Source organism: Clostridium sp. MSJ-8 (assembly GCF_018918325.1).
Classification (GTDB): domain Bacteria; phylum Bacillota; class Clostridia; order Clostridiales; family Clostridiaceae; genus Clostridium.
In genome coordinates, this window is record NZ_JAHLQH010000036.1 from 1 (window position 1) to 20,917 (window position 20,917).

Annotated in this window: 16 protein-coding genes; 14 read left to right on the forward strand and 2 right to left on the reverse strand. The window is 29.5% G+C overall.

Translation table 11 applies throughout. The features are described 5' to 3' along the window. Positions 1-94, reverse strand: a 94-nt coding sequence (locus KQI77_RS13180) for an IS1 family transposase (RefSeq protein WP_216389011.1), incomplete at its 3' end; no start/stop codon positions are given. A 242-nt stretch (positions 95-336) separates the two neighbouring features. On the opposite strand from KQI77_RS13180, the gene KQI77_RS07210 reads away from it, so the two are divergent. The 10 genes from KQI77_RS07210 (at position 337) to KQI77_RS07255 (ending at position 13,306) form a co-directional block, all read left to right on the forward strand. Continuing rightward, a complete protein-coding gene (locus KQI77_RS07210; protein ID WP_216389741.1) occupies positions 337-1,671 on the forward strand; it encodes a glycoside hydrolase family 32 protein in 1,335 nt (444 codons plus the stop codon). A gap of 41 nt (positions 1,672-1,712) precedes the next feature. Then, on the forward strand, positions 1,713-2,093 hold the full coding sequence (locus KQI77_RS07215) for a MerR family transcriptional regulator (protein ID WP_216389743.1): 381 nt from the start codon (positions 1,713-1,715) through the stop codon (positions 2,091-2,093). A 414-nt stretch (positions 2,094-2,507) separates the two neighbouring features. Next, complete coding sequence (gene pflB / locus KQI77_RS07220; protein ID WP_216389744.1) at positions 2,508-4,760, forward strand: formate C-acetyltransferase; 2,253 nt, start codon at positions 2,508-2,510, stop codon at positions 4,758-4,760. After that, entirely contained in the window at positions 4,726-5,520 is a 795-nt protein-coding gene (gene pflA, locus KQI77_RS07225) for a pyruvate formate-lyase-activating protein (RefSeq protein ID WP_216389745.1), read from the forward strand. The genes pflB and pflA overlap by 35 nt, the downstream gene beginning before the upstream one ends. A 242-nt stretch (positions 5,521-5,762) precedes the next feature. After that, the gene (locus KQI77_RS07230; protein WP_216389746.1) at positions 5,763-6,644 is read left to right on the forward strand and encodes an NUDIX domain-containing protein; all 882 of its coding nucleotides are present in this window, start codon (positions 5,763-5,765) and stop codon (positions 6,642-6,644) included. Between the two features lie 88 nt (positions 6,645-6,732). Then, the gene (locus KQI77_RS07235) at positions 6,733-7,743 is read left to right on the forward strand and encodes an SPFH domain-containing protein (protein ID WP_216389748.1); all 1,011 of its coding nucleotides are present in this window, start codon (positions 6,733-6,735) and stop codon (positions 7,741-7,743) included. A gap of 2 nt (positions 7,744-7,745) precedes the next feature. Next, positions 7,746-8,681, forward strand: a complete 936-nt coding sequence (locus KQI77_RS07240) for a sugar kinase (protein WP_253289385.1) — start codon at positions 7,746-7,748, stop codon at positions 8,679-8,681. 135 nt (positions 8,682-8,816) lie between these two features. Continuing rightward, on the forward strand, positions 8,817-9,533 hold the full coding sequence (locus KQI77_RS07245; RefSeq protein ID WP_216389749.1) for a YitT family protein: 717 nt from the start codon (positions 8,817-8,819) through the stop codon (positions 9,531-9,533). 244 nt (positions 9,534-9,777) lie between these two features. Continuing rightward, positions 9,778-11,109 (forward strand): MATE family efflux transporter, encoded by a 1,332-nt coding sequence (locus KQI77_RS07250; RefSeq protein ID WP_216389750.1) that lies wholly within the window; start codon positions 9,778-9,780, stop codon positions 11,107-11,109. 151 nt (positions 11,110-11,260) lie between these two features. Then, entirely contained in the window at positions 11,261-13,306 is a 2,046-nt protein-coding gene (locus KQI77_RS07255) for a methyl-accepting chemotaxis protein (protein WP_216389752.1), read from the forward strand. 101 nt (positions 13,307-13,407) lie between these two features. Here KQI77_RS07255 and KQI77_RS07260 read toward each other — a convergent pair whose 3' ends face one another. Continuing rightward, positions 13,408-14,442 carry an FUSC family protein gene (locus tag KQI77_RS07260; RefSeq protein WP_216389753.1) on the reverse strand — a complete coding sequence of 345 codons (1,035 nt, stop codon included), beginning with the start codon at positions 14,440-14,442 and terminating at the stop codon, positions 13,408-13,410. A 255-nt stretch (positions 14,443-14,697) separates the two neighbouring features. On the opposite strand from KQI77_RS07260, the gene KQI77_RS07265 reads away from it, so the two are divergent. From KQI77_RS07265 to KQI77_RS07280, 4 genes are all read left to right on the forward strand, one after another. Beyond that, positions 14,698-16,452, forward strand: a complete 1,755-nt coding sequence (locus KQI77_RS07265) for a 1-deoxy-D-xylulose-5-phosphate synthase (protein ID WP_216389754.1) — start codon at positions 14,698-14,700, stop codon at positions 16,450-16,452. Positions 16,453-16,722: 270 nt separating this feature from the next. Then, positions 16,723-17,358 (forward strand): TetR/AcrR family transcriptional regulator, encoded by a 636-nt coding sequence (locus KQI77_RS07270; RefSeq protein WP_216389755.1) that lies wholly within the window; start codon positions 16,723-16,725, stop codon positions 17,356-17,358. An 11-nt stretch (positions 17,359-17,369) separates the two neighbouring features. Beyond that, positions 17,370-19,130 carry an ABC transporter ATP-binding protein gene (locus tag KQI77_RS07275; protein ID WP_216389757.1) on the forward strand — a complete coding sequence of 587 codons (1,761 nt, stop codon included), beginning with the start codon at positions 17,370-17,372 and terminating at the stop codon, positions 19,128-19,130. Beyond that, the gene (locus KQI77_RS07280) at positions 19,123-20,856 is read left to right on the forward strand and encodes an ABC transporter ATP-binding protein (protein ID WP_216389759.1); all 1,734 of its coding nucleotides are present in this window, start codon (positions 19,123-19,125) and stop codon (positions 20,854-20,856) included. Before KQI77_RS07275 ends, KQI77_RS07280 begins: the two co-directional genes overlap by 8 nt. Positions 20,857-20,917 lie beyond the last annotated feature (61 nt).

Below are 20,917 nucleotides of genomic sequence, written 5' to 3' on the forward strand. Positions count from 1 at the left end.
TACATTGATATTTTTGATTAGCCTGCTTATCCAAACCAAACTTATATAGTTGGTCAGAGTGACAGCGAGGACATTTTATTTTAGTTTTGTTCATTGTTCTTCTCTCCTTTTCTAGGGGGATAATTAGTTCTAGTCAAACCTATTATATTTCCTAGTGTTGAGAAGAGCAATGTTCATATAACTTAACAGAACGTAGAATATTTATGGGAGAAGGGGAAAAGAATGAAAAAAGTAAGTATGATAAACATAATTATGTCTTAAAAAAGTATCAACATAATTAAGTAATGTGGATTAATCACTTTTGGATATTATATAAATGAGAAGAGAGGAATGATTATGAATAGACCTAAGATACATTTAACACCAACTAGAGGGTGGATGAATGATCCTAATGGATTTGTATATTACAATGGAGAGTATCATTTGTTTTATCAATATTTTCCTTATGATACTGAATGGGGAACTATGCATTGGGGACATGCAACTAGTAGAGATTTGATTAATTTTGAGAATCATCCTATAGCTATATATCCTACTAAACAATATGATAGAAATGGATGTTTTTCGGGAACAGCTTTAATAAAAGATAATAAGCTTCATTTCTATTATACTGGAATTAAATATCTTAGAAGTGAAGATGAGAATATTCATAAACCTTATGATAATAATTCATATGAAGCTTGCCAGGTTAAGATAAGTAGTTTAGATGGATATAAGTTTGATAATTATAATGATAAAAAAATAATAATAGAACCAATTAGAGATGATAAATTAGGACATAAAACACATACAAGAGATCCCAAGGTGTGGAAACATGGTGATGAGTATTCTATGATTCTAGGAAGTAAATTCAAGAGAGAAGGAGAATCAAGTTATATAGGAGAGGCATTATTTTATACAAGCAAGGATGGAGAAGAGTGGCAGTATAAGAATAGATGTTATGATGAAACAATAGGGGATATGTGGGAATGTCCAGATTTATTACAGGTTGATGGTAAGTATATATTGATAATGTCTCCTGAACATATAACAAATGATGGAGTTAATTATGAGAATAACTCTATTTATACTATTGTTAATTATGATGAAAAAACATGTGATATGAAAATAGTAAATAAATATTGTTATTTAGATCAAGGTTTAGATGTTTATGCTCCACAGACTACTTTGGATAAAGAGGGCAATAGAATTGTAATTGGATGGGTACGTATGCCCGAGAAATTTCAAGGTGAAGATTGGATTGGCATGATGACTTTACCTAGGGTTATACATGTTATAGATAATACGGTTTATTTTACAGTACCTAAATATATAGAGAGAAAGTTTAATAAACATATTGAAGTTTCTGAATTTGATATTGATAAGCCTTGTAGAATTAAGGCTAATTTATTAGCAAGTGGAACAGTAGATATTGGTGGCTATAAGATATATGTGTCTAATGATAGAATAGTTACAGATAGAAGCAATGTATTTGTAGAAAGAAATTTAAAAAATATTAATTTTAGTACGCCTAAATTAGATAGAAGATATGATTTGGATATATATGTGGATAAAGGAATAATAGAAATATTCGTTAATAATGGTAGATATGTTATAACTAATGTTGTTTATAATATGAATAATTCAATTGAATATAGTAATCTATGTGAATTAGATATATATCAATTATAATGTAAATTCAGCATATAATATAAGTTAAGGATGTGAATCTTATGACAATAAAAGAAGTAAGTGAGATATATGATCTTACGCCAGATACACTTAGATATTATGAGAAAATAGGACTTATATCTAATGTACCTAGAACCAAAAATGGAATAAGAAATTATAATGAAGAAACATGTAAGAGAATAGAATTTGTAAAATGTATGAGAAGTGCTGGAGTAGAGATAGATATATTAATTGAATATATGACGTTACTTGAAAGAGGACGAGAAACAGTAGATGCTAGAAGAAAGCTATTAGAAGAACAGAGAGAGAAGCTAATAGAGAAACAAAAGAATATAACAGCTACAATTGATAGGTTGGATCATAAGATCAACATTTATGAAGAAATAGCTTCTGGAAAAAGAAAGGATTTTACAGAGGATTAATATATGTTAAAGAGATGAATTGAAGGGATTTTATTAGGATAAAAGTATCAAGTCTACATTAGTGTTTGATTGCAATAATAAAAAATAAATAATATTCGCAATAAAATGATAAAATATAGTGGAAAATAAGTTAGAAATAAGTTATAATTCTTTATGAAGGGTAAAGTTTTCAGTTAAAAATGTTATAATTTTAACAATGTAAAATTTATCCCACCAATTACAAATAATAAAAAAATATATACTTTGATGTAATATTGACAATAATAATGGAATGATATAAAATTCCAATTGAATGGGTAGAATTCAATATTTCTTTAATATTATATTTTTTTATGTAATGTTTTAAATAGCTGATACACAATTAATTATACAATAATAAAATATATGTATCATAGTGTACAAGGAGGAATGAACATGTTAAAAAACGAACAATGGGCAGGCTTCAAAGGAAGACTTTGGAAGGAAGAAATTAATGTAAGAGACTTCATCCAAAACAACTATAAGCCATATGATGGAGATGAAAGTTTCCTAGCTGATCCAACAGATGCTACAAACAAACTTTGGGGTAGATTACAAGAACTACAAAAAGAAGAAAGAGCTAAGGGTGGAGTTTTAGATATGGAAACAGAAGTTGTTTCTGGACTTACTGCTTACGGCCCTGGATATATTGATGAATCATTAAAAGACCTTGAACAAATAGTTGGTCTACAAACAGACAAGCCTCTTAAGAGAGCATTTATGCCATACGGTGGTATTAAAATGGCTGAACAATCTTGCCAAAACTATGGATATACACCAAATCCAGAATTACACAAGATTTTCACAGAATATCATAAGACACACAACCAAGCTGTATTCGATGCTTATACTCCAGAAATGAAGAAAGCTCGTCACAGCCATATCATAACAGGACTTCCTGATACTTATGGACGTGGACGTATAGTAGGTGACTACAGAAGAGTTGCTCTTTATGGTATAGATTATTTAATAGAATCTAAAACTAAAGATTTCAACAACTGCGGTGACGGAACTATGACAGATGACGTTATTCGTTTAAGAGAAGAAATAACTGAACAACGTAGAGCACTTGAAAATATGAAGAAAATGGCAGCAAGCTATGGATATGATATATCTAAGCCAGCAGCAAACGCTAAAGAAGCTGTTCAATGGTTATACTTTGGATACCTTGCAGCAATCAAAACTCAAAATGGTGCAGCTATGTCAATAGGACGTGTATCTACTTTCCTTGATATATATATGCAAAGAGACCTTGATAACGGAGTTATCACAGAAAAAGAAGCTCAAGAATTAATCGACCATTTAACAATGAAATGTAGAATGGTTAAGTATGCAAGAATTACTTCATACAACGAATTATTCTCAGGAGACCCTTCATGGGTAACAATTGGATTAGGTGGTATTGGTGTTGACGGACGTCACATGGTAACAAAGAACGACTATCGTTTCTTACACACACTAGAAAACATGGGACCTGCTCCAGAACCAAACTTAACTGTATTCTATTCTTCAGCACTTCCAGAAAACTTCAAGAAGTATGCAGCTAGAATTTCAGTAGAAACAAGTTCTATCCAATATGAAAATGATGATGTAATGAAGCCAATATGGGGCGATGATTACTCAATCTGCTGCTGTGTATCTGCAACTCAAACAGGTAAGGAAATGCAATTCTTCGGAGCTAGAGCTAACCTTGCTAAATGTTTATTATATGCAATCAACGGTGGTGTAGATGAAAAATCTGGAGATCAAGTAGGACCAGAATACAAAGGAATCACTTCAGAATATCTAAACTATGATGAAGTAATCCAAAAATATGAACAAATGAGTGATTGGTTAGCAGATTTATACGTAAATGTATTAAACTTAATCCAATACATGCATGATAAATACTATTATGAAGCAGCAGAAATGGCTCTTATCGATACAGATGTAAGACGTACATTTGCAACTGGTATAGCTGGTTTCTCTCACGTAGTAGACTCACTTTCTGCAATTAAATATGCAAAAGTTAAGACAGTTCGTAACGAACAAGGCTTAGTTGTTGATTACGAAATCGAAGGAGACTTCCCAAGATACGGTAACGACGATGATAGAGCTGATGATATAGCTGTATATGTATTACAATCATTCCTTGACAAGATCAAGAAGAGACACACATACAGAAATTCAGAACCAACTACATCAATCCTTACTATTACTTCAAACGTAGTATATGGTAAGTATACAGGTAACATGCCAGATGGACGTGAAGCTTGGACTCCACTTTCACCAGGAGCTAACCCATCATATGGTGCTGAAAAGAGCGGTTTATTAGCTTCATTAAACTCAGTAGCTAAGTTACCATACGAATGGGCACTAGATGGTATTTCAAATACTCAAACAATTAACCCAACTGCATTAGGACATAATGAAGATGAACAAGTTGATAAACTTGTACAAGTATTAGATGGTTACTTCGATCAAGGACCACACCACTTAAATGTTAATGTATTTGGTATTGAAAAATTAAAAGATGCTATGGAACATCCTGAAAAAGAAGAATATGCTAACTTCACAATCAGAGTATCTGGTTATGCTGTTAAGTTCATCGATTTAACAAGAGAACAACAATTAGATGTTATCTCAAGAACATTCCATGACAGAATGTAATAAGGATAAAATCGTAGGTAAAATACATTCAATAGAGAGCTTTGGCTCTGTTGATGGACCAGGAATTCGTTTTGTGGTATTTGTAAAGGGCTGTCGTATGAGATGTCAGTTCTGCCATAATCCGGATACTTGGAGCATGGAAGGGGCTGAGATAAAAACTGCAGATGAGCTTTTATCTCAAGCTCTAAGATATCAATCTTACTGGAAAAAGGGAGGCGGCATCACTGTAAGCGGTGGTGAGCCTCTTCTTCAGTTAGATTTCTTAATAGACTTCTTTACCAAGGCAAAAGCAGAAGGTGTTCATACAACACTAGACACTTCAGGAAATCCATTTACGAGAGAAGAACCATTCTTCAGTAAGTTCAATGAACTTATGAAAGTAACAGATCTTGTAATGCTAGATATAAAGCAAATTAATGATGAAGAGCATAAGATATTAACAGGATGGAGTAATGAAAATATCCTAGATATGGCAAAATATTTATCAGAGATAAATAAACCAACATGGATACGTCATGTACTTGTACCAGGTGGTAGCGATAATGATGAGCAATTAATAAAGCTTGATAAATTTATTAAGACTTTAAATAATGTTGATCGTGTAGAAGTGTTACCATATCATACACTTGGCTCTTTCAAATGGGAAGAATTAGGCATTGATTATCCTCTTAAGGATGTTAATCCTCCTACTAAAGAGAGAATAGAAAATGCAAATAAACTTCTTCATACAAGTGATTATACTGGATATTTATCAAGATAAAGTTATTATATATTTGTAAATATAAAAAAATTAAGTTAGCTAAATGTTGTAAAATTGCTTATGTTCAAGCAGTACTACAACTTAAACGCTAACTTAATTTTTTTTATTATGAGAAATACTAAAATTCATATCAAAGTCATTATATTTTATAAAAAAACTATTGACATTTATTGAGAATAGATATAATATAAGAATATAGAAACTTAGTAACATATTGAAACTAAGAAAAAGGTGGTGAAGATTTGCAAAAAGAAATAAAAGATAAGTCAAGAAGTGAAGAAGAATTTCTTGCATCATATAATCCAGAAGATTATGATAGACCTTCAGTAACTGTTGATACACTTATATTTACTGTGACAGATAAACCTAGTGAAGATATTCGTAAGCTAGATAAGAAGGAACTTAAGGTTTTACTTATTAAGAGAAAGAATTATCCTTATAAAGGTAGTTGGGCTTTTCCAGGAGGATTTGTTAATATTGATGAATCTTTAGATGAAGCTGTTAATAGAATGGTTAGAGAAGAAGTTAATATGGATAATATTTATTTTGAACAATTGTATACTTATGGAGAAGTTAAAAGAGATCCTAGAATGAGAGTACTATCTGTTGCTTATATGGCACTTGTTCCTTCTGAAAAATTAATACCTAAGATGGGAAGAGACGTTTCTGATGTACAATGGTTTTCTATAAGTAAGGAAAAGATAAATGAAGAAAAGAAGGCAATTCATCTTAAAGGTGAAGATAATAAAACAACTATAACTTATTGTTATGAAGAGAAGCAAATTAGGAGAGGTAAAGTTTTTGACATTGATATAGTAGTTGATGATGAAGCTATAACTCAAGATAATCTTGCATTTGATCATAAAAATATTTTAATTGATGCTATATCTAGACTTAAGAACAAGGTTGAATATACACCTATTGCTTTTAATTTAATTGGGGAATATTTTACTAGATCAGAGATTCAGAGTATCTACGAGATATTATTAGATAAACCTATGACTAGAGTAGAGCTATGGAGAAAGATAAAAGACATGGTTGTAGAAACAGATAAGGTAAGTAATGAGAAGGGGCATAGACCTTCTAGGTATTATAAATTAAATGAAATAGTTAATAATTGCTGATGGGGAAATCTTCATCAGAAAAAAATAAAAATTTTTCATGGTTACTTAGTAACAAAATGAAACTAAAAGAATAAAAGGGGATGTTTGTATGTTTAAATTTATTAAATTTATGCCAAGTGAGTATGTATTAAGATATAAGAATGGAAAGATTGTTCAAGAAGGACCAGGGTTATCATTTATATATTATGAGCCTAATACATCAGTTGTTGTTATTCCTACATCTAGTTCAGATGTTCCATATGTATTTGATGAAATAACTGAAGATTATCAAACTGTAAGTGTTCAAGGACAAATTACTTATAAGATAACTGATTATAAGAAGATAGCTGAAAGTATTAATTATACTTACAACTTGAAAAATAAGACTTATTTAACTGAAGACTATCGCAAGATACCACAGAGACTTATAAATATTACTAAAGTCTTGGCAAAGAAGAGTATAAGCACTATGCCATTGAAAGAAGCTATAAGATGTAGTGAAACATTAGCAAAGACTATTAATAGGGAGTTAAAAGAAAGCGAAGAGATTAACAACCTAGGAATAGATGTTATAGGATTTCAAGTCCTACAAATAAGTCCAAACAAAGAAACAGCAAGAGCTCTAGAAGCACAAGCAAGAGAAGAAATATTGAGAAAAGCTGATGAAGCTATATATGAAAGAAGAAATGCATCTATTGAACAAGAGAGAATAGTTAAAGAGAATGAACTTAATACAGAGATAGCTATTGAAGAAAAAAAGAAACAAATTCAAGAATCTCAATTAGAAAGTAAAAGAATGAAGATGATAAAGGAAAATAGCATAAAAGATGAAGAGCTTGTACTTAAAACTAAACTTGAAGAAAAGAAAAAAGAATTTATAAATATACAAGTTGAAAATGAAAAAGCAGAAGCTGATTCAAAAGCATATAGCTTTGCAGCAATGATGAAAGTATTTAATGAAATTGATTCAGAAATTATCGAAGCTTTAGCTAATATGGAAATGAAGCCAGACAAAGTTATTGCTGCTGCCTTTAAGGAGCTTGCAAATAAGGCAGAAAAGATAGGACAGCTTAATATAACTCCAGATCTTTTAGAAAGTTTGACAAAAGGAAGTAAGTAATTATGAGAACTACAGAAAGAAAAATTATATTAATCACTAGAAAAAGCAGATTAGAGAATTTAATACGTAAATATAATACAATTGAACAAGCCAAATTTATAATAGAGCATTCTGGAGCAGATTTTAATGATTATGTAGATGAGCATAATTTATATAAGAAAGTTGTTTCATCCTTAACTATAGAATTAGAACAAATAGGTATAGTTCAAATTTTAGATAGAGAATATATATCTAACTTCATTTTTGGACAAGAGGACATTATAGTTATTGTTGGACAAGATGGATTAATAGCTAATGTCCTTAAGTATATAGATAATCAACCTGTTATCGGTATTAACCCTGATCCTGCTAGATATGATGGAATTCTGCTACCGTTTGATGCAAAAGATGCATCTAAAGTAGTTATTGATGTAATTAATAATGAAAGAAATTTTAAGGAAGTAACATTAGCAAAAGCTTCATTAAATGATGGTCAAAGTATATTAGGGGTTAATGATATTTTTATAGGACAGAGAACTCATACCTCTGCTCAGTATATATTAGAACAAAATAATGCTAAGGAGAGACAATCATCAAGTGGAATAATTGTATCTACAGGATTAGGTTCAACAGGATGGTTTAAGAGTATATTAAAAGGTGCATCAGAGATAGTGGGAAAATGTGAGAATAAAAATATAATATTGGATAAAATTAATGAATTTAAGTGGAATTCAGATTTCTTATATTACACAGTTCGAGAACCATATCCTAGTAAGTGGACTAAGGCAGATATGGTTTTTGGAAAAGTAAATAAAAATGCTACTTTAAGCATACAATCGCTGATGCCTGAAAATGGAGTTATATTTAGTGATGGAATAGAAAATGATTATCTTGAATTTAATGCTGGAAGTATAGTGGAAATAAGTATTGCTGATCATAAAGGAAGATTAATTGTATAAAGTTATATAAAATTTTGACAAAGTCGAAAAATTATATTAAAATATAATGCGTGATTTAATAAAAATAGAAAACGTTATAAAGTAGCGACAAAATAATATACAAAATGACAAATAATAAAATAAAGGGTGGGTAAGTTGAATAAAGTAATTAATTTAACCAAGAGATTAGTATTATTTTTTGTGGGAATGAGTATCATTCAGTTTGGAGTAGCATTATATCTTAAGACTAATATTGGCTCAGATCCTTTTACAGTTTTTACTCAAGGATTAGCTAATATTTTAAACAAGACAGGATTGAAGAATTTTTCTATTGTACAGTTAATAGCTGGTAAGGCAGAGGTGACTCAAGGGGTTGCTAACATGATTATACTTATAGTATTATTTATAATTATTCTTTTAACAGAGAAGAAGAGAATTAAGATAGGTACACTTATATGTGTTGTAGGTGTTGGACCTATTATAGATTTAGGTGTTAAGGTTATTTCTTATTTTCCAGTTGAATCATATAATTATGTAGTTAGAGCATTATTGGTTTTACTTGGTTGTTTTATTATTGCAATTGGGTTTTCTATAATGTCAGCAAGTGATGTTGGAGTAGCACCTAATGATATTGTACCATTTATCATTACAGATAGGGTTAATGTAGAATATAGATGGGTTAGAATTATTTTTGATGGAACATTTCTTATACTTGGTTTTATTTTAGGTGGAACTGTTGGTTTAGGAACTGTAATAGCTATGCTAAGTACAGGACCATTTATACAATTCTGTTTGCCATATGGAACTAAATTTGTTAATTTAATAGTTAACAATGATAGTAATGTTGATAATGATTCTGTTATTACAGCATAGTATATAACGTATTTGACTCAATAAATAATATATGATAACATAATAAAAATATTGTTTGTCTGAAAGAAGACTATAAATTTTACTGTTTCTGAATAACAACAGTGGATTTATAGTCTTTTTTATTCTTTAAGAAATTATATTTTGTTTTTAGGTGTGGATAAGTATCTTAGATATATTGTTTAAGTAATGCTAGAATATACTACCCAAAGAAAAAATAGAAAAGTATAGAAAGGAAAAATTAATTATGAATCAAACTTATATGAAGGAGAAACCTGTTTTACCTTTATTATTATCATTTTCATTACCTATGATGTTATCAATGCTAGTTAGTTCATTATATAATATAATTGATAGCATATTTGTTGCGAAGATGGGAGAAGAAGCTATGACAGCTATATCCCTAGTGTATCCTATGCAGAACTTTATAACATCAGTAGCAGTAGGATTTGGAGTTGGAATAAATGCAATGATAGGCATGTATCTTGGAGCAAATAAAAAGAAGGAAGCAGATGTTGCTGCAAGTCAAGGGATGATGTTTAGTATAATTCATGGGATTATTATTAACCTATGTGGAATTGTTATTATGCCTCATTTCTTGAAACTATTTACCAAGAATGAAGCTGTTATTAATTTAGGAGTTAAATATTCTAATATAGTTTTATGTTTTTCTATTATAATTATGATAGGAATAACATTTGAAAAAATATTTCAAGCTGTAGGTAAGATGGTAATATCAATGATTAGTATGATAGTTGGATGTGTAGTAAATATTATATTAGATCCTATTATGATATTTGGATTAGGACCAATACCTGCCATGGGAATTGAAGGAGCAGCATATGCTACAGGTATAGGGCAAGCTGTTACAATGCTTATTTATATTGTTATGTATTTTCGTAATTCCATAAATGTTAAGATATCTTTTAAGTATATAAAAGAAAAGATATGTATAAAATTATATACAATAGGAGTTCCTGCAACACTTAATATGGCATTACCATCACTACTTATATCAGCCCTTAACGGAATATTAGTTGTATTTTCACCTATCTATGTAGTTGTGCTAGGCATATATTATAAGCTTCAGACATTTATATATATGCCTGCAAATGGAATAGTTCAAGGTATGAGACCTATTCTTAGTTATAATTATGGAGCAAAAGAGTATAAGAGAGTAAGGAAAATATATAAAATAGCATTAACGTTAATAGCTATAATGATGACAATAGGTATGGCATTATGCTTGATAATGCCTAATGTATTAGTGAGTATGTTTACAGATAATGTGGAAACTTTAAAGGCTGGAAAAGTAGCACTTAGGATTATATGTATGGGATTTATAGTATCCTCTATATCCGTTACATCATGTGGTGCTCTAGAAGCATTAGGAAAGGGAATAGAATCACTTGTAATATCCATTTTACGTTATGTAGTTATTATAATTCCAGTTGCTTATATATTAAGTAGAGTATATGGAGCGACAGGTATGTGGAATGCATTTTGGATTACAGAAATTATAGTATCAATAGTCGCTTGGATTATATATAGCAATGTACAGAAGAAGAATAAATGTTAATAAAAAAAGTACAATAATAACTAATAAACGTTTGCAAAAAGGATTGTTATGTATAAAGCGTAAAAAAAATATAAATTGTACAAATTAAGGGATAAGATAAATCGAAAATAGTCGATAAATTAACGTAATTTTTTTTTGGAGGTAATTATATATGAAAAACAAAAAATTAATAAATCGAATATTGAGATTTATTATCCCGTTTTTATTAATTATTTTAACTGCTGGAGAAATTTTATGTGGACGATTCTGTAGTAATATATTGCATAAAGAAATAGACCAAAAGATTGATTATAAGATGGACAATATAAATTCAGAACTTAAATATAATATAACTAATATTGTAGTTATAGCAGAAACAATATCAGAATTTGTATCAAAAACATATCAGGTTACACCTGCAGAGCAATTTACTAAATTACTTGCTGAAGAAATTTCTCAAAGTGATTTTATACGTGGTGGTGGTGTATTTTTTGAATCGAATATATATAATTCAAAAGTTAAGTATTTTGCACCATATGTATATAAGAATGGAAGTGGATTTAAGGCTATAGAAAAATATAGTACTGAAGAATATAATTATTTCCAATATGACTGGTATAAAAAGGCGATAGCAATGAATAAAGGAAGCTATTTATTTAATAAATTAAATTATGAAGAAGACCTTAATGCATATACTGCAAAGTGTTCTGTACCTATTTATAGTAATAATAAAGCAATTGGTGTGGTAATAGTAGATATTGATCTTGATGCAGTAAATGAATATGCTAACAGTATAAAAGTTGGTAATTCTGGGAAGGTATGCGTGGTAAGTGATGAAGGCTTATATTTAACTAATGAAGATAGTGAAAAGAGGTTAAAGAAAAGTATAACAGATAAGTCAGAGGGGTATGGAAAGATAGCAAATAAAATAATTACTGCTACTAAGTCTGGAAATGTGGAGAATGATAAATATACTTATTATTATCAAAAATTCGAAGGTATTGATTGGACTATAATAATTAAAATGCCTAATTCTGAAATTAATAAGGATATCAATACATTAATATGGTTTTTTGTAATTTTTTCAGTTACAATAATTATTTTACTTACAATGATTATAATTTACTTCATTAAGAAAATAGTAAAAGAAATAATAGAAATTGAAGATTTTACATTAAAACTATCAAAAGGTGATTTTTCTATTGATAAAATGGAGAATGATACAAATGATGAAATAGGAAAGATGTGTAATTCGCTAAATGATATGTTAGTTAATAACAAAGAGATTATTCAAAATATAGCAGATCATTCTAGTAGTATAGATAGTTCAACTGATACATTAAAAGAGGCAGCTATTGAATTAAAGGAAAATTATAAAACTATAGAAAAATTAATTAGTGATATAAATGAGGATATGATAAATAGTAGTGCTACAACAGAGGAAGTTAATGCATCAGCAGAAGAGGTTGATAGTGCGACAACATTATTATCACAAGAAACAGATAAGAGTTCAGAACTTGTATCTAAAATAAAGGTAAAAGCAAATGGAATACAAAAATCTAGCAAAGAATCATATGATAATGCAATAGAATTATCTAAGAAATATGAAGATAATTTATCTGGAAGTATAGAGAATGCTAAGATAATAAGTGCTATTAATGGAATGGCAGAAACTATATCGGGTATAGCTGAACAAATATCATTATTATCATTAAATGCATCTATAGAAGCAGCAAGAGCTGGTGAGAATGGAAGAGGATTTGCAGTTGTTGCAGAAGAAATAGGCAATCTTGCAAGTGAAACTGCAACATCAGTTAATGATATAAAAAATACAATAGGACAAGTTCAAGGAGTAATAGAAGATTTAACTTCTGATTCAAGTGATATAATAAACTTTATAAAAGAGACAGTTACGCCTGATTATAACAAATTTATTAATATTGCAAAAGAATATGAAAGTGATACTATCAAGTTTGAAGAGATATTCAATAATATAGCAAATATGTCAAAGGACATAAAAGAAGTAATGGATGGAGTATCTAATGCAATTGTAGAAATTGCAGAATCAGCACAAGCAACTGCAAAGAATAGTCAATTAATTATTGATAATGTAAATAATTTATCAGATTCTGTAGATAAGGTATCTGGAGAAGTTGATGAAGAACAAAAAATTGTTAAAGAATTAAATGGAATTGTAAGTATGTTTAAACTTAAATAATCATGATTATATTATGATTTATAAAATGCTCGGTATATGTGAGATTAAGCCGAGCATTTTTTTATTGTAATAAATACTATTACAAATAATTTGCTTGAAATTTAATTTGTTCTAATGCATTTATGAAAAAGCTTATTAAAAACAAGTCCATATACAGCACCAAGTATATTATTAAATATTCTATAGAAGATAGCAGCAGGAAATCCTAAAATAGTTGCTGCTATAGATATAGCACCAAAGGTGTTAAATACTGATTGGAAACCATATGTTGCAGATAATCCAACACAGATTCCACCAACTATACCTATGTTATTATATATAATATCTGGGCAATAATTATATATAATAAATACTAGAAGAGCACCTACTATATTGCCCCAGATTCTAGAATAAGCTCTTTTTTTCTGCTCATTAGGAAATGGTACTATTATTGACATTACAGCAATACCTGCCCACATAGGTCTAGGAAGATGAAATAAATTACCTAAAAGTAATATAGAAGAAACAGCAAATGTTAATGAAAGTTGCCATTTAGTTCTATCAGAATTAATATTAAATTCTTCGATTACATTTGATATTTTAGTTTCATAATTTTTTTTATGATGATTATGATAGTATATTATAGAAGTTATAATTCCACCTAAAAGAAGTCCTAATACTCTCTTGATATAAGAAGGACCAGATACATCATAACCGTATAATAATAGATATCCTAGAACTAATGTAGATTGATTAAACATCATAATATTATGACAACCTAAAATCATTAATAAGAATATACTTATAGTGTGTATTAAGAATGCAATTGGTATGCTACTCATATTACTTAATCTAGGTCCTATAGCTAATATAAGAAATATAGTAATAAGAGATGGAATGGCATGCTTAGTATGCATTCCAAGATCAGCATTACGAAATACTAGTACAAATAATAAAACAACAACACCTACAATGCTGTTATCATATCCTAGAAGTTTACCAGACCCCATTACAAAAGCAACACAAAATGCCATGGTTATAAAGATTTTAAATAAATATATGGCAATGTGGCGAATTTTTTCAGAAGTACATTTAGAATTGCGAATAAGGTCTTTTGATCCAGCTTGATTTAATTGTAATTCATTATAAAATGTCATAAAAATAATCACCTCAAAACAATTACTTTACTCTATAGAAAAGTTCAATTATCAAAGAGAAATTATACGCTGAGGTAATATTTTTGTCAAATATTATCTAAAAATGACGGTGAATTTCCTGGGAAATATAAATGAATTTCGGGAAAAAAGATGTAAAAGATGTTGACTTAGAGTTAACTCTAAGGTGTAAAATAATTTTATGATGTAAAATTCATAGATTTTATAATTATTTATGTACAAGAAAGGAAGAAGAGAATGTTAGAGAAAATTAATTCACCAAAAGATCTAAAAAAAATGAACCTAGAGGAACTTAAAGTATTAGCTAGTGACATGCGTGGTGCACTTATGAATAGACTAAGTAAGTGTGGTGGACATTTTGGACCTAATTTTGGTATGGTAGAAGCTACTATAGCTTTACATTATGTATTTAATTCACCAGAAGATAAGTTTGTATTTGATGTTTCTCATCAGAGCTATTGTCATAAGATGATAACTGGCAGAAAAGATGCATATATAGATGATAAACATTTTAAGGATATTTCTGGATATACAAATCCAGAAGAGAGTGAACATGATTTCTTTAATGTAGGTCATACTTCTACATCCATAAGTTTAGCAACAGGGTTAGCAAAAGGAAGAGATTTAAATGGAAATAAAGAAAATATTATAGCTATAATAGGAGATGGTTCACTAAGCGGTGGAGAAGCACTTGAAGGACTAGATTATGCAAGTGAACTTGATAGTAACTTTATTATATTAGTAAATGATAATGACATGTCTATTGCAGAAAATCATGGAGGATTATATAAGAACTTAAGAGAATTACGAGAAAGTAATGGACAATGTGAATGTAATCTATTTAAAGCAATGGGATTAGATTATATATATTTAAATGAAGGAAATGATATAGAAAAATTAATAGAAACATTTAAAAAGGTAAAAGATATAGATCATCCTATAGTTGTTCACATAAATACATTAAAAGGAAAAGGATATAAACTAGCAGAGGAACATAAAGAAGAATGGCATTGGAATATGCCTTTTGATGCTGAAACTGGTAAGTCATTATTTGTACCACAAGGAGAAGATTATGGAACATTAACTTGTGATTATTTAATGAATAAAATGAAAAAAGATCCTAAGGTTGTTGCTATTGTTGCAGCAGTACCTACTAACATTGGATTTACTGAAGATAAACGTATAGAAGCAGGAAAGCAATTTATTGATGTAGGAATAGCAGAAGAACATGCAATTGCTATGGCATCAGGAATTGCAAAGAATGGTGGTAAGCCTATATTTGCTACTCATTCAAGCTTTATGCAAAGGACTTATGATCAATTATCTCAAGATTTATGTATCAATAACAATGCAGCTACTATAATAGTTAATACTGCGTCAGTATATGGAATGAATGATATAACTCATCTTGGAATATTTGATATACCATTAATATCTAATATCCCTAATATGGTATATTTAGCACCTACATCAAAGGCAGAATATTTTGCTATGTTAGATTGGAGTATAGAACAAAATGAACATCCAGTAGCTATTCGTGTACCTTGTAACGGAGTTATATCAGATGATAGAGAAGTTTCTATAGATTATAGTGAACTTAATAGATACAAGGTGGAAGTAGAAGGAAATAAAGTTGCAATAATTGCATTAGGAGATTTTTATCAGTTAGGTGAAGAAGTATCTAATGTAATAGAGGAGCAATTAGGATTTGTTCCAACATTGATAAATCCTAGATATATTACAGGTATTGATACTTGTGTATTAGAGAAATTAAAGGATAACCATCAATTAGTTATAACATTAGAAGATGGAGTACTAGATGGGGGATTTGGAGAAAAAATTACAAGATACTATGGACCATCAGATATAAAGGTTAAGAATTATGGACTTAAGAAGGAATTTATAGATAGATATGATGTTAATGAAGTATTAGAAGCAAATGGAATTACATCTAAACAAATTCTTCAAGATATTAAGAGCATATTAAAATAAGAATAAAATTATAATTAAGAAGTTGAAATTAGATATTTATTGCGGAGTTTATCTAAAGTTAAAGTTTGTAATATATCTTAATTTCAACTTTTTCTTTTTGAGAAAAATAAAAAAGCAATAATTATTGAAATCAATTGACAATAAATATCATCAAGGTATAAGATAACAGCGTTAGCTAACACTGTTATCTTATACCTTTTATAGGTGTTTTATGAAGATTGTTATTAGTATTGATTAAATTAATGTAGAAAAGCTGAGGAAAATTTATTTATGAAATGTGAAGAAGGAAATACAAAAGAAAATATCTTAAATGCTGCTAAAAGAGAATTTTTAGATAAAGGATTCTTAAACGCATCCCTTAGAAATATTGTAAAAGAAGCTGGTGTAACAACGGGAGCATTTTATAGATATTATGCTACTAAAGAAGCATTGTTTAATGAACTAGTTCGTGAACAAGCTGAATATGTATTAAACATGTTTAGTAATACTTTAAGTGATTTTGAGGAGTTAACAACATTTAAAAAGAATAATCAGATGAAGGATATATCTGAAGAGTGTATGTTACATATATTAAATTATATATATGATAACCTAGATAATTTTAAGTTACTTATAAAGTGTTCAGAAGGAACAAGTTATGCAAACTTTGTTCATAAGTTAGTTGAAAAAGAAGTTGTTTCTACACTTAATTATGTAGAATTATTGAAAAAGGAGCAATATGAAATTCCGTACATAAGTAAGGATTTTTGTCACATAATTGCTAGTGGACTTTTTACAGGTGTATTTGAGACTGTTATTCATAATATGCCAAAGGAAGAGGCAATTATATACTTAAAACAACTAATGGAGTTCTATTCTGCAGGATGGTCTAGAATTCTAGGTATAGAATTTAAAAATAGATGTTAAGGGGGATAAAAATGAAAGAAAAAAAGTCAATTGTACAATGGCTTGCTGAATTTGCTAGTAGATATAAATATTTATACATTGTTAGCGTAATATCAGCAGTTATTGGTGTATTAAGTGGAATTATTCCATATGTAATTATGGGTAAAATAGTTTCTGAACTAATAAAAGGAAATAATAATATGTCATTTTATGTTAGTCAAGTTATATGGATGGCAATATTCTGGATAATGAGGGTTATTGGTCATGCAATATCTACTACTTGTTCTCATAAGGCTACTTTTCATGTATTAGGTAATATGAGAAAAAGAGTTTGTGATAAATTATCTAAGTTACCATTAGGTTATGTTAAAGAAACACCTTCAGGGACATTAAAAAATATTATTGTTGAGAGAATTGATAGTATTGAAACAACTTTGGCACATATATTACCAGAATTTACTTCTAATTTATTAGCTCCAATATGTGTTTTTATATATTTATTAGTGCTTGATTGGAGAATGGCATTAGTATCATTAATTAGTTTACCATTAGGTTTAATAGCTTATATGGGTATGATGATAGGGTATGAAGATAGCTATAAGAATACTGTAGTAAAGACAAAGACTTTAAACGATACAGCTGTTGAGTATATAAATGGAATTGAAGTTATAAAGGCATTTGGAAAAGCACGTAATTCTTATGAAAAGTTTAAAGTGGCTGCAAGAGAAGGGGCAGATTGTTATATAGAATGGATGCGTAGATGTAATGTATTCTTTAGTTTAGCAATGGTATTAACACCATGTACAGCAATATCAGTTCTTCCTATTGGAGGAATATTTGTAAAGAATGGCTCACTTGATGTATCAACATTTATTATGTGTGTTATACTTTCATTTGGTCTTATTGCACCACTTATTACAGTTATGTCTTATACTGATGATTTATCTAAATTAAAGACAATAATGGGTGAAATAACAGGTGTATTAGTTCAAAAAGAATTAGATAGACCTGAAAAGGATATAGAGAAGGCTAGAGATTACTCAATTACAATGAAAGATGTTAGATTTAGTTATAAAGAAGATGAGGTATTACATGGAATTAACCTTAGTATTCCAGAAGGAACTGTAAATGCATTTGTAGGACCTTCTGGTAGTGGTAAATCTACTATAGCAAAGCTTATAGCATCATTATGGGATGCAGATAGTGGTACTATTGAAATAGGAGGAGTAGACATTAAGAAGCTTTCATTAGAAGAATATAATCGTAAAATTGCTTATGTAGCACAAGATAATTATTTATTTGATGATACTATACGTGAAAATATACGTATGGGAAGATTAGATGCTACAGATACAGAGGTTGAAGAAGTAGCTAGAAGAAGTGGATGTGATGAATTCATAAGAAATCTAGAAAATGGATATGATACAGTTGTAGGTGGCGCAGGTGGACATTTATCAGGTGGTGAGAGACAGAGAATATCAATAGCAAGAGCAATGCTTAAAGATGCTCCTATAGTTATTTTAGATGAAGCTACTGCCTATACAGACCCTGAGAATGAAGCTGTAATTCAATCATCAGTTGCGAAGTTAGTACAAGGAAAAACACTAATTGTTATAGCTCATAGACTTTCAACAATTGTCGATGCTGATAATATATTTGTTATAAAAGATGGAAATGTATTTGAACAAGGAACTCATAATGAATTACTAGAGATGGGTGGATTATATAAAGATATGTGGGAAACGCATATTTCAGCAAGAGATACTGTAAAGGATGGTGAATTAAATGCTTAAGATATTTCAGAAATTTTTTGGATTCTGTGGAGAAATGAATAAGAAGAAGTTTCACAAATCCATTGCATATGGTGTAGTGCAAGCATTTATGGAAGCACTTAAGATACCAGCTATGATGTTAATAGTTGAAGCTACATTAAAAGGAAATATTACAAGTACAGTTATATGGGAGTGTTTTGGTATATTGGTGCTTAGTGTAATAGGGGGAACAGTTGTGAAATATCGTTCAACCATGTTACAATGTGAGGCTGGATATGGAACTGTAGCTAATAAGAGAATCGAGATAGCTGAGCATCTAAGATATCTTCCAATGGGTTATTTTAATAAAAATAGTTTGGGATATATAACTTCAGTAACTACTAATACTATGGAGAACCTTGCAGATGTAGCTACAAGAGTTGTCATGCTTACAACTCAAGGGGTTATTACAACAGCTATAATTGCAATAATGTTATTGTTTTATGATTGGAGAATTGGAATAATAGTGTTAATTGGATTATTAATATTCTTTATTGTTAATAGTGGAATGCAAAAGAGTTCTCAAAAGATATCGCCTAAGAAGGCTAAGGTAGATAGTGATTTAGTTGAGAAGGTAATTGAATATGTACAAGGAATAGCAGAAGTAAAAGCGTATAATTTAACAGGTAGTGCGTCAAAAAAATTAAATAAATCAATAGATGAAAATACAAAATGTAATATAGATTTAGAAATGACATTTATACCATTTATGACATTACAAAATGCTATTATAAAGCTTATAGGAGTAATAATGACGTTAGCGTCTATATATCTATATATACAAGGTAGTATGGACCTTATGGTATGTATAACAATGATTATATGTTCATTTATGGTTTATGGAAGCTTGGAACAAGCTGGAAATTATTCTTCATTATTGCGTTCAGTTGATGTGAGTGTAGATAGAGCACAAGAAATTCTAAATCTTGATGTTATGGACATTGAAGGAAAGGATATAGTTCCTGAAAATTATGATATTGATATTAAAAATATTGATTTTTCTTATGAGAAGAGAAAGATAATCAGTGATTTATCTCTTCATATTCCAGAAAAAACAACTACAGCAATAGTTGGACCAAGTGGTGGAGGAAAAACTACATTATGTCATTTAATATCAAGGTTCTGGGATGTTGACAAAGGTAAAGTTCTTTTAGGAGGAAATGATGTAAGAGATTATAGTATGGATAGTCTTATGAAAAACTTTAGTTTTGTATTTCAAAACGTATATTTATTCCAAGATACTATTGCTAATAACATAAGATTTGGGCAAGAAGATGCTTCTATGGAACAAGTAATAGATGCAGCAAAGAAAGCTTGTTGTCATGATTTTATAATGAAATTACCAGATGGATATGACACTGTTATAGGAGAAGGTGGAGCAAGTCTATCAGGAGGTGAAAAGCAACGTATATCTATAGCAAGAGCTATAATGAAGGATTCCCCAATTATTATTCTAGATGAAGCTACAGCTAATGTTGACCTTGAGAATGAAGAACATCTTCAAAAAGCAATTGAATCATTAACAAAAAATAAAACTATAATAATGATTGCGCATAGATTAAAGACTGTAAGGAATGCAGATAAAATAATAGTTATAGATCAAGGTAAGATAGTTCAACAAGGAACACATAAGACACTTATTGAAGAAGAGGGTATATATAAGAGATTTATAAATTCTAGAGAACTTGCAGTAGGATGGAAGTTGTAGAGTAAAAGAAAAATAAGTAAAGATCCCTAAAGGCTATAAACTCACTAGAGTTCAGACAGTG

What these genes read in the sequence shown, in the direction of transcription:
- KQI77_RS07235 (WP_216389748.1), top strand. Translation starts at nt 6,733, where the DNA reads ATGTTTAAATTTATTAAATTTATGCCAAGTGAGTATGTATTAAGATAT.
- pflB (WP_216389744.1), top strand. Translation starts at nt 2,508, where the DNA reads ATGTTAAAAAACGAACAATGGGCAGGCTTCAAAGGAAGACTTTGGAAG.
- KQI77_RS07280 (WP_216389759.1), top strand. Translation starts at nt 19,123, where the DNA reads ATGCTTAAGATATTTCAGAAATTTTTTGGATTCTGTGGAGAAATGAAT.
- KQI77_RS07265 (WP_216389754.1), top strand. Translation starts at nt 14,698, where the DNA reads ATGTTAGAGAAAATTAATTCACCAAAAGATCTAAAAAAAATGAACCTA.
- KQI77_RS07240 (WP_253289385.1), top strand. Translation starts at nt 7,746, where the DNA reads ATGAGAACTACAGAAAGAAAAATTATATTAATCACTAGAAAAAGCAGA.
- KQI77_RS07215 (WP_216389743.1), top strand. Translation starts at nt 1,713, where the DNA reads ATGACAATAAAAGAAGTAAGTGAGATATATGATCTTACGCCAGATACA.
- KQI77_RS07275 (WP_216389757.1), top strand. Translation starts at nt 17,370, where the DNA reads ATGAAAGAAAAAAAGTCAATTGTACAATGGCTTGCTGAATTTGCTAGT.
- KQI77_RS07210 (WP_216389741.1), top strand. Translation starts at nt 337, where the DNA reads ATGAATAGACCTAAGATACATTTAACACCAACTAGAGGGTGGATGAAT.
- KQI77_RS07250 (WP_216389750.1), top strand. Translation starts at nt 9,778, where the DNA reads ATGAATCAAACTTATATGAAGGAGAAACCTGTTTTACCTTTATTATTA.
- KQI77_RS07260 (WP_216389753.1), bottom strand. Translation starts at nt 14,442, where the DNA reads ATGACATTTTATAATGAATTACAATTAAATCAAGCTGGATCAAAAGAC.
- KQI77_RS07255 (WP_216389752.1), top strand. Translation starts at nt 11,261, where the DNA reads ATGAAAAACAAAAAATTAATAAATCGAATATTGAGATTTATTATCCCG.
- KQI77_RS07270 (WP_216389755.1), top strand. Translation starts at nt 16,723, where the DNA reads ATGAAATGTGAAGAAGGAAATACAAAAGAAAATATCTTAAATGCTGCT.
- pflA (WP_216389745.1), top strand. Translation starts at nt 4,726, where the DNA reads ATGTTATCTCAAGAACATTCCATGACAGAATGTAATAAGGATAAAATC.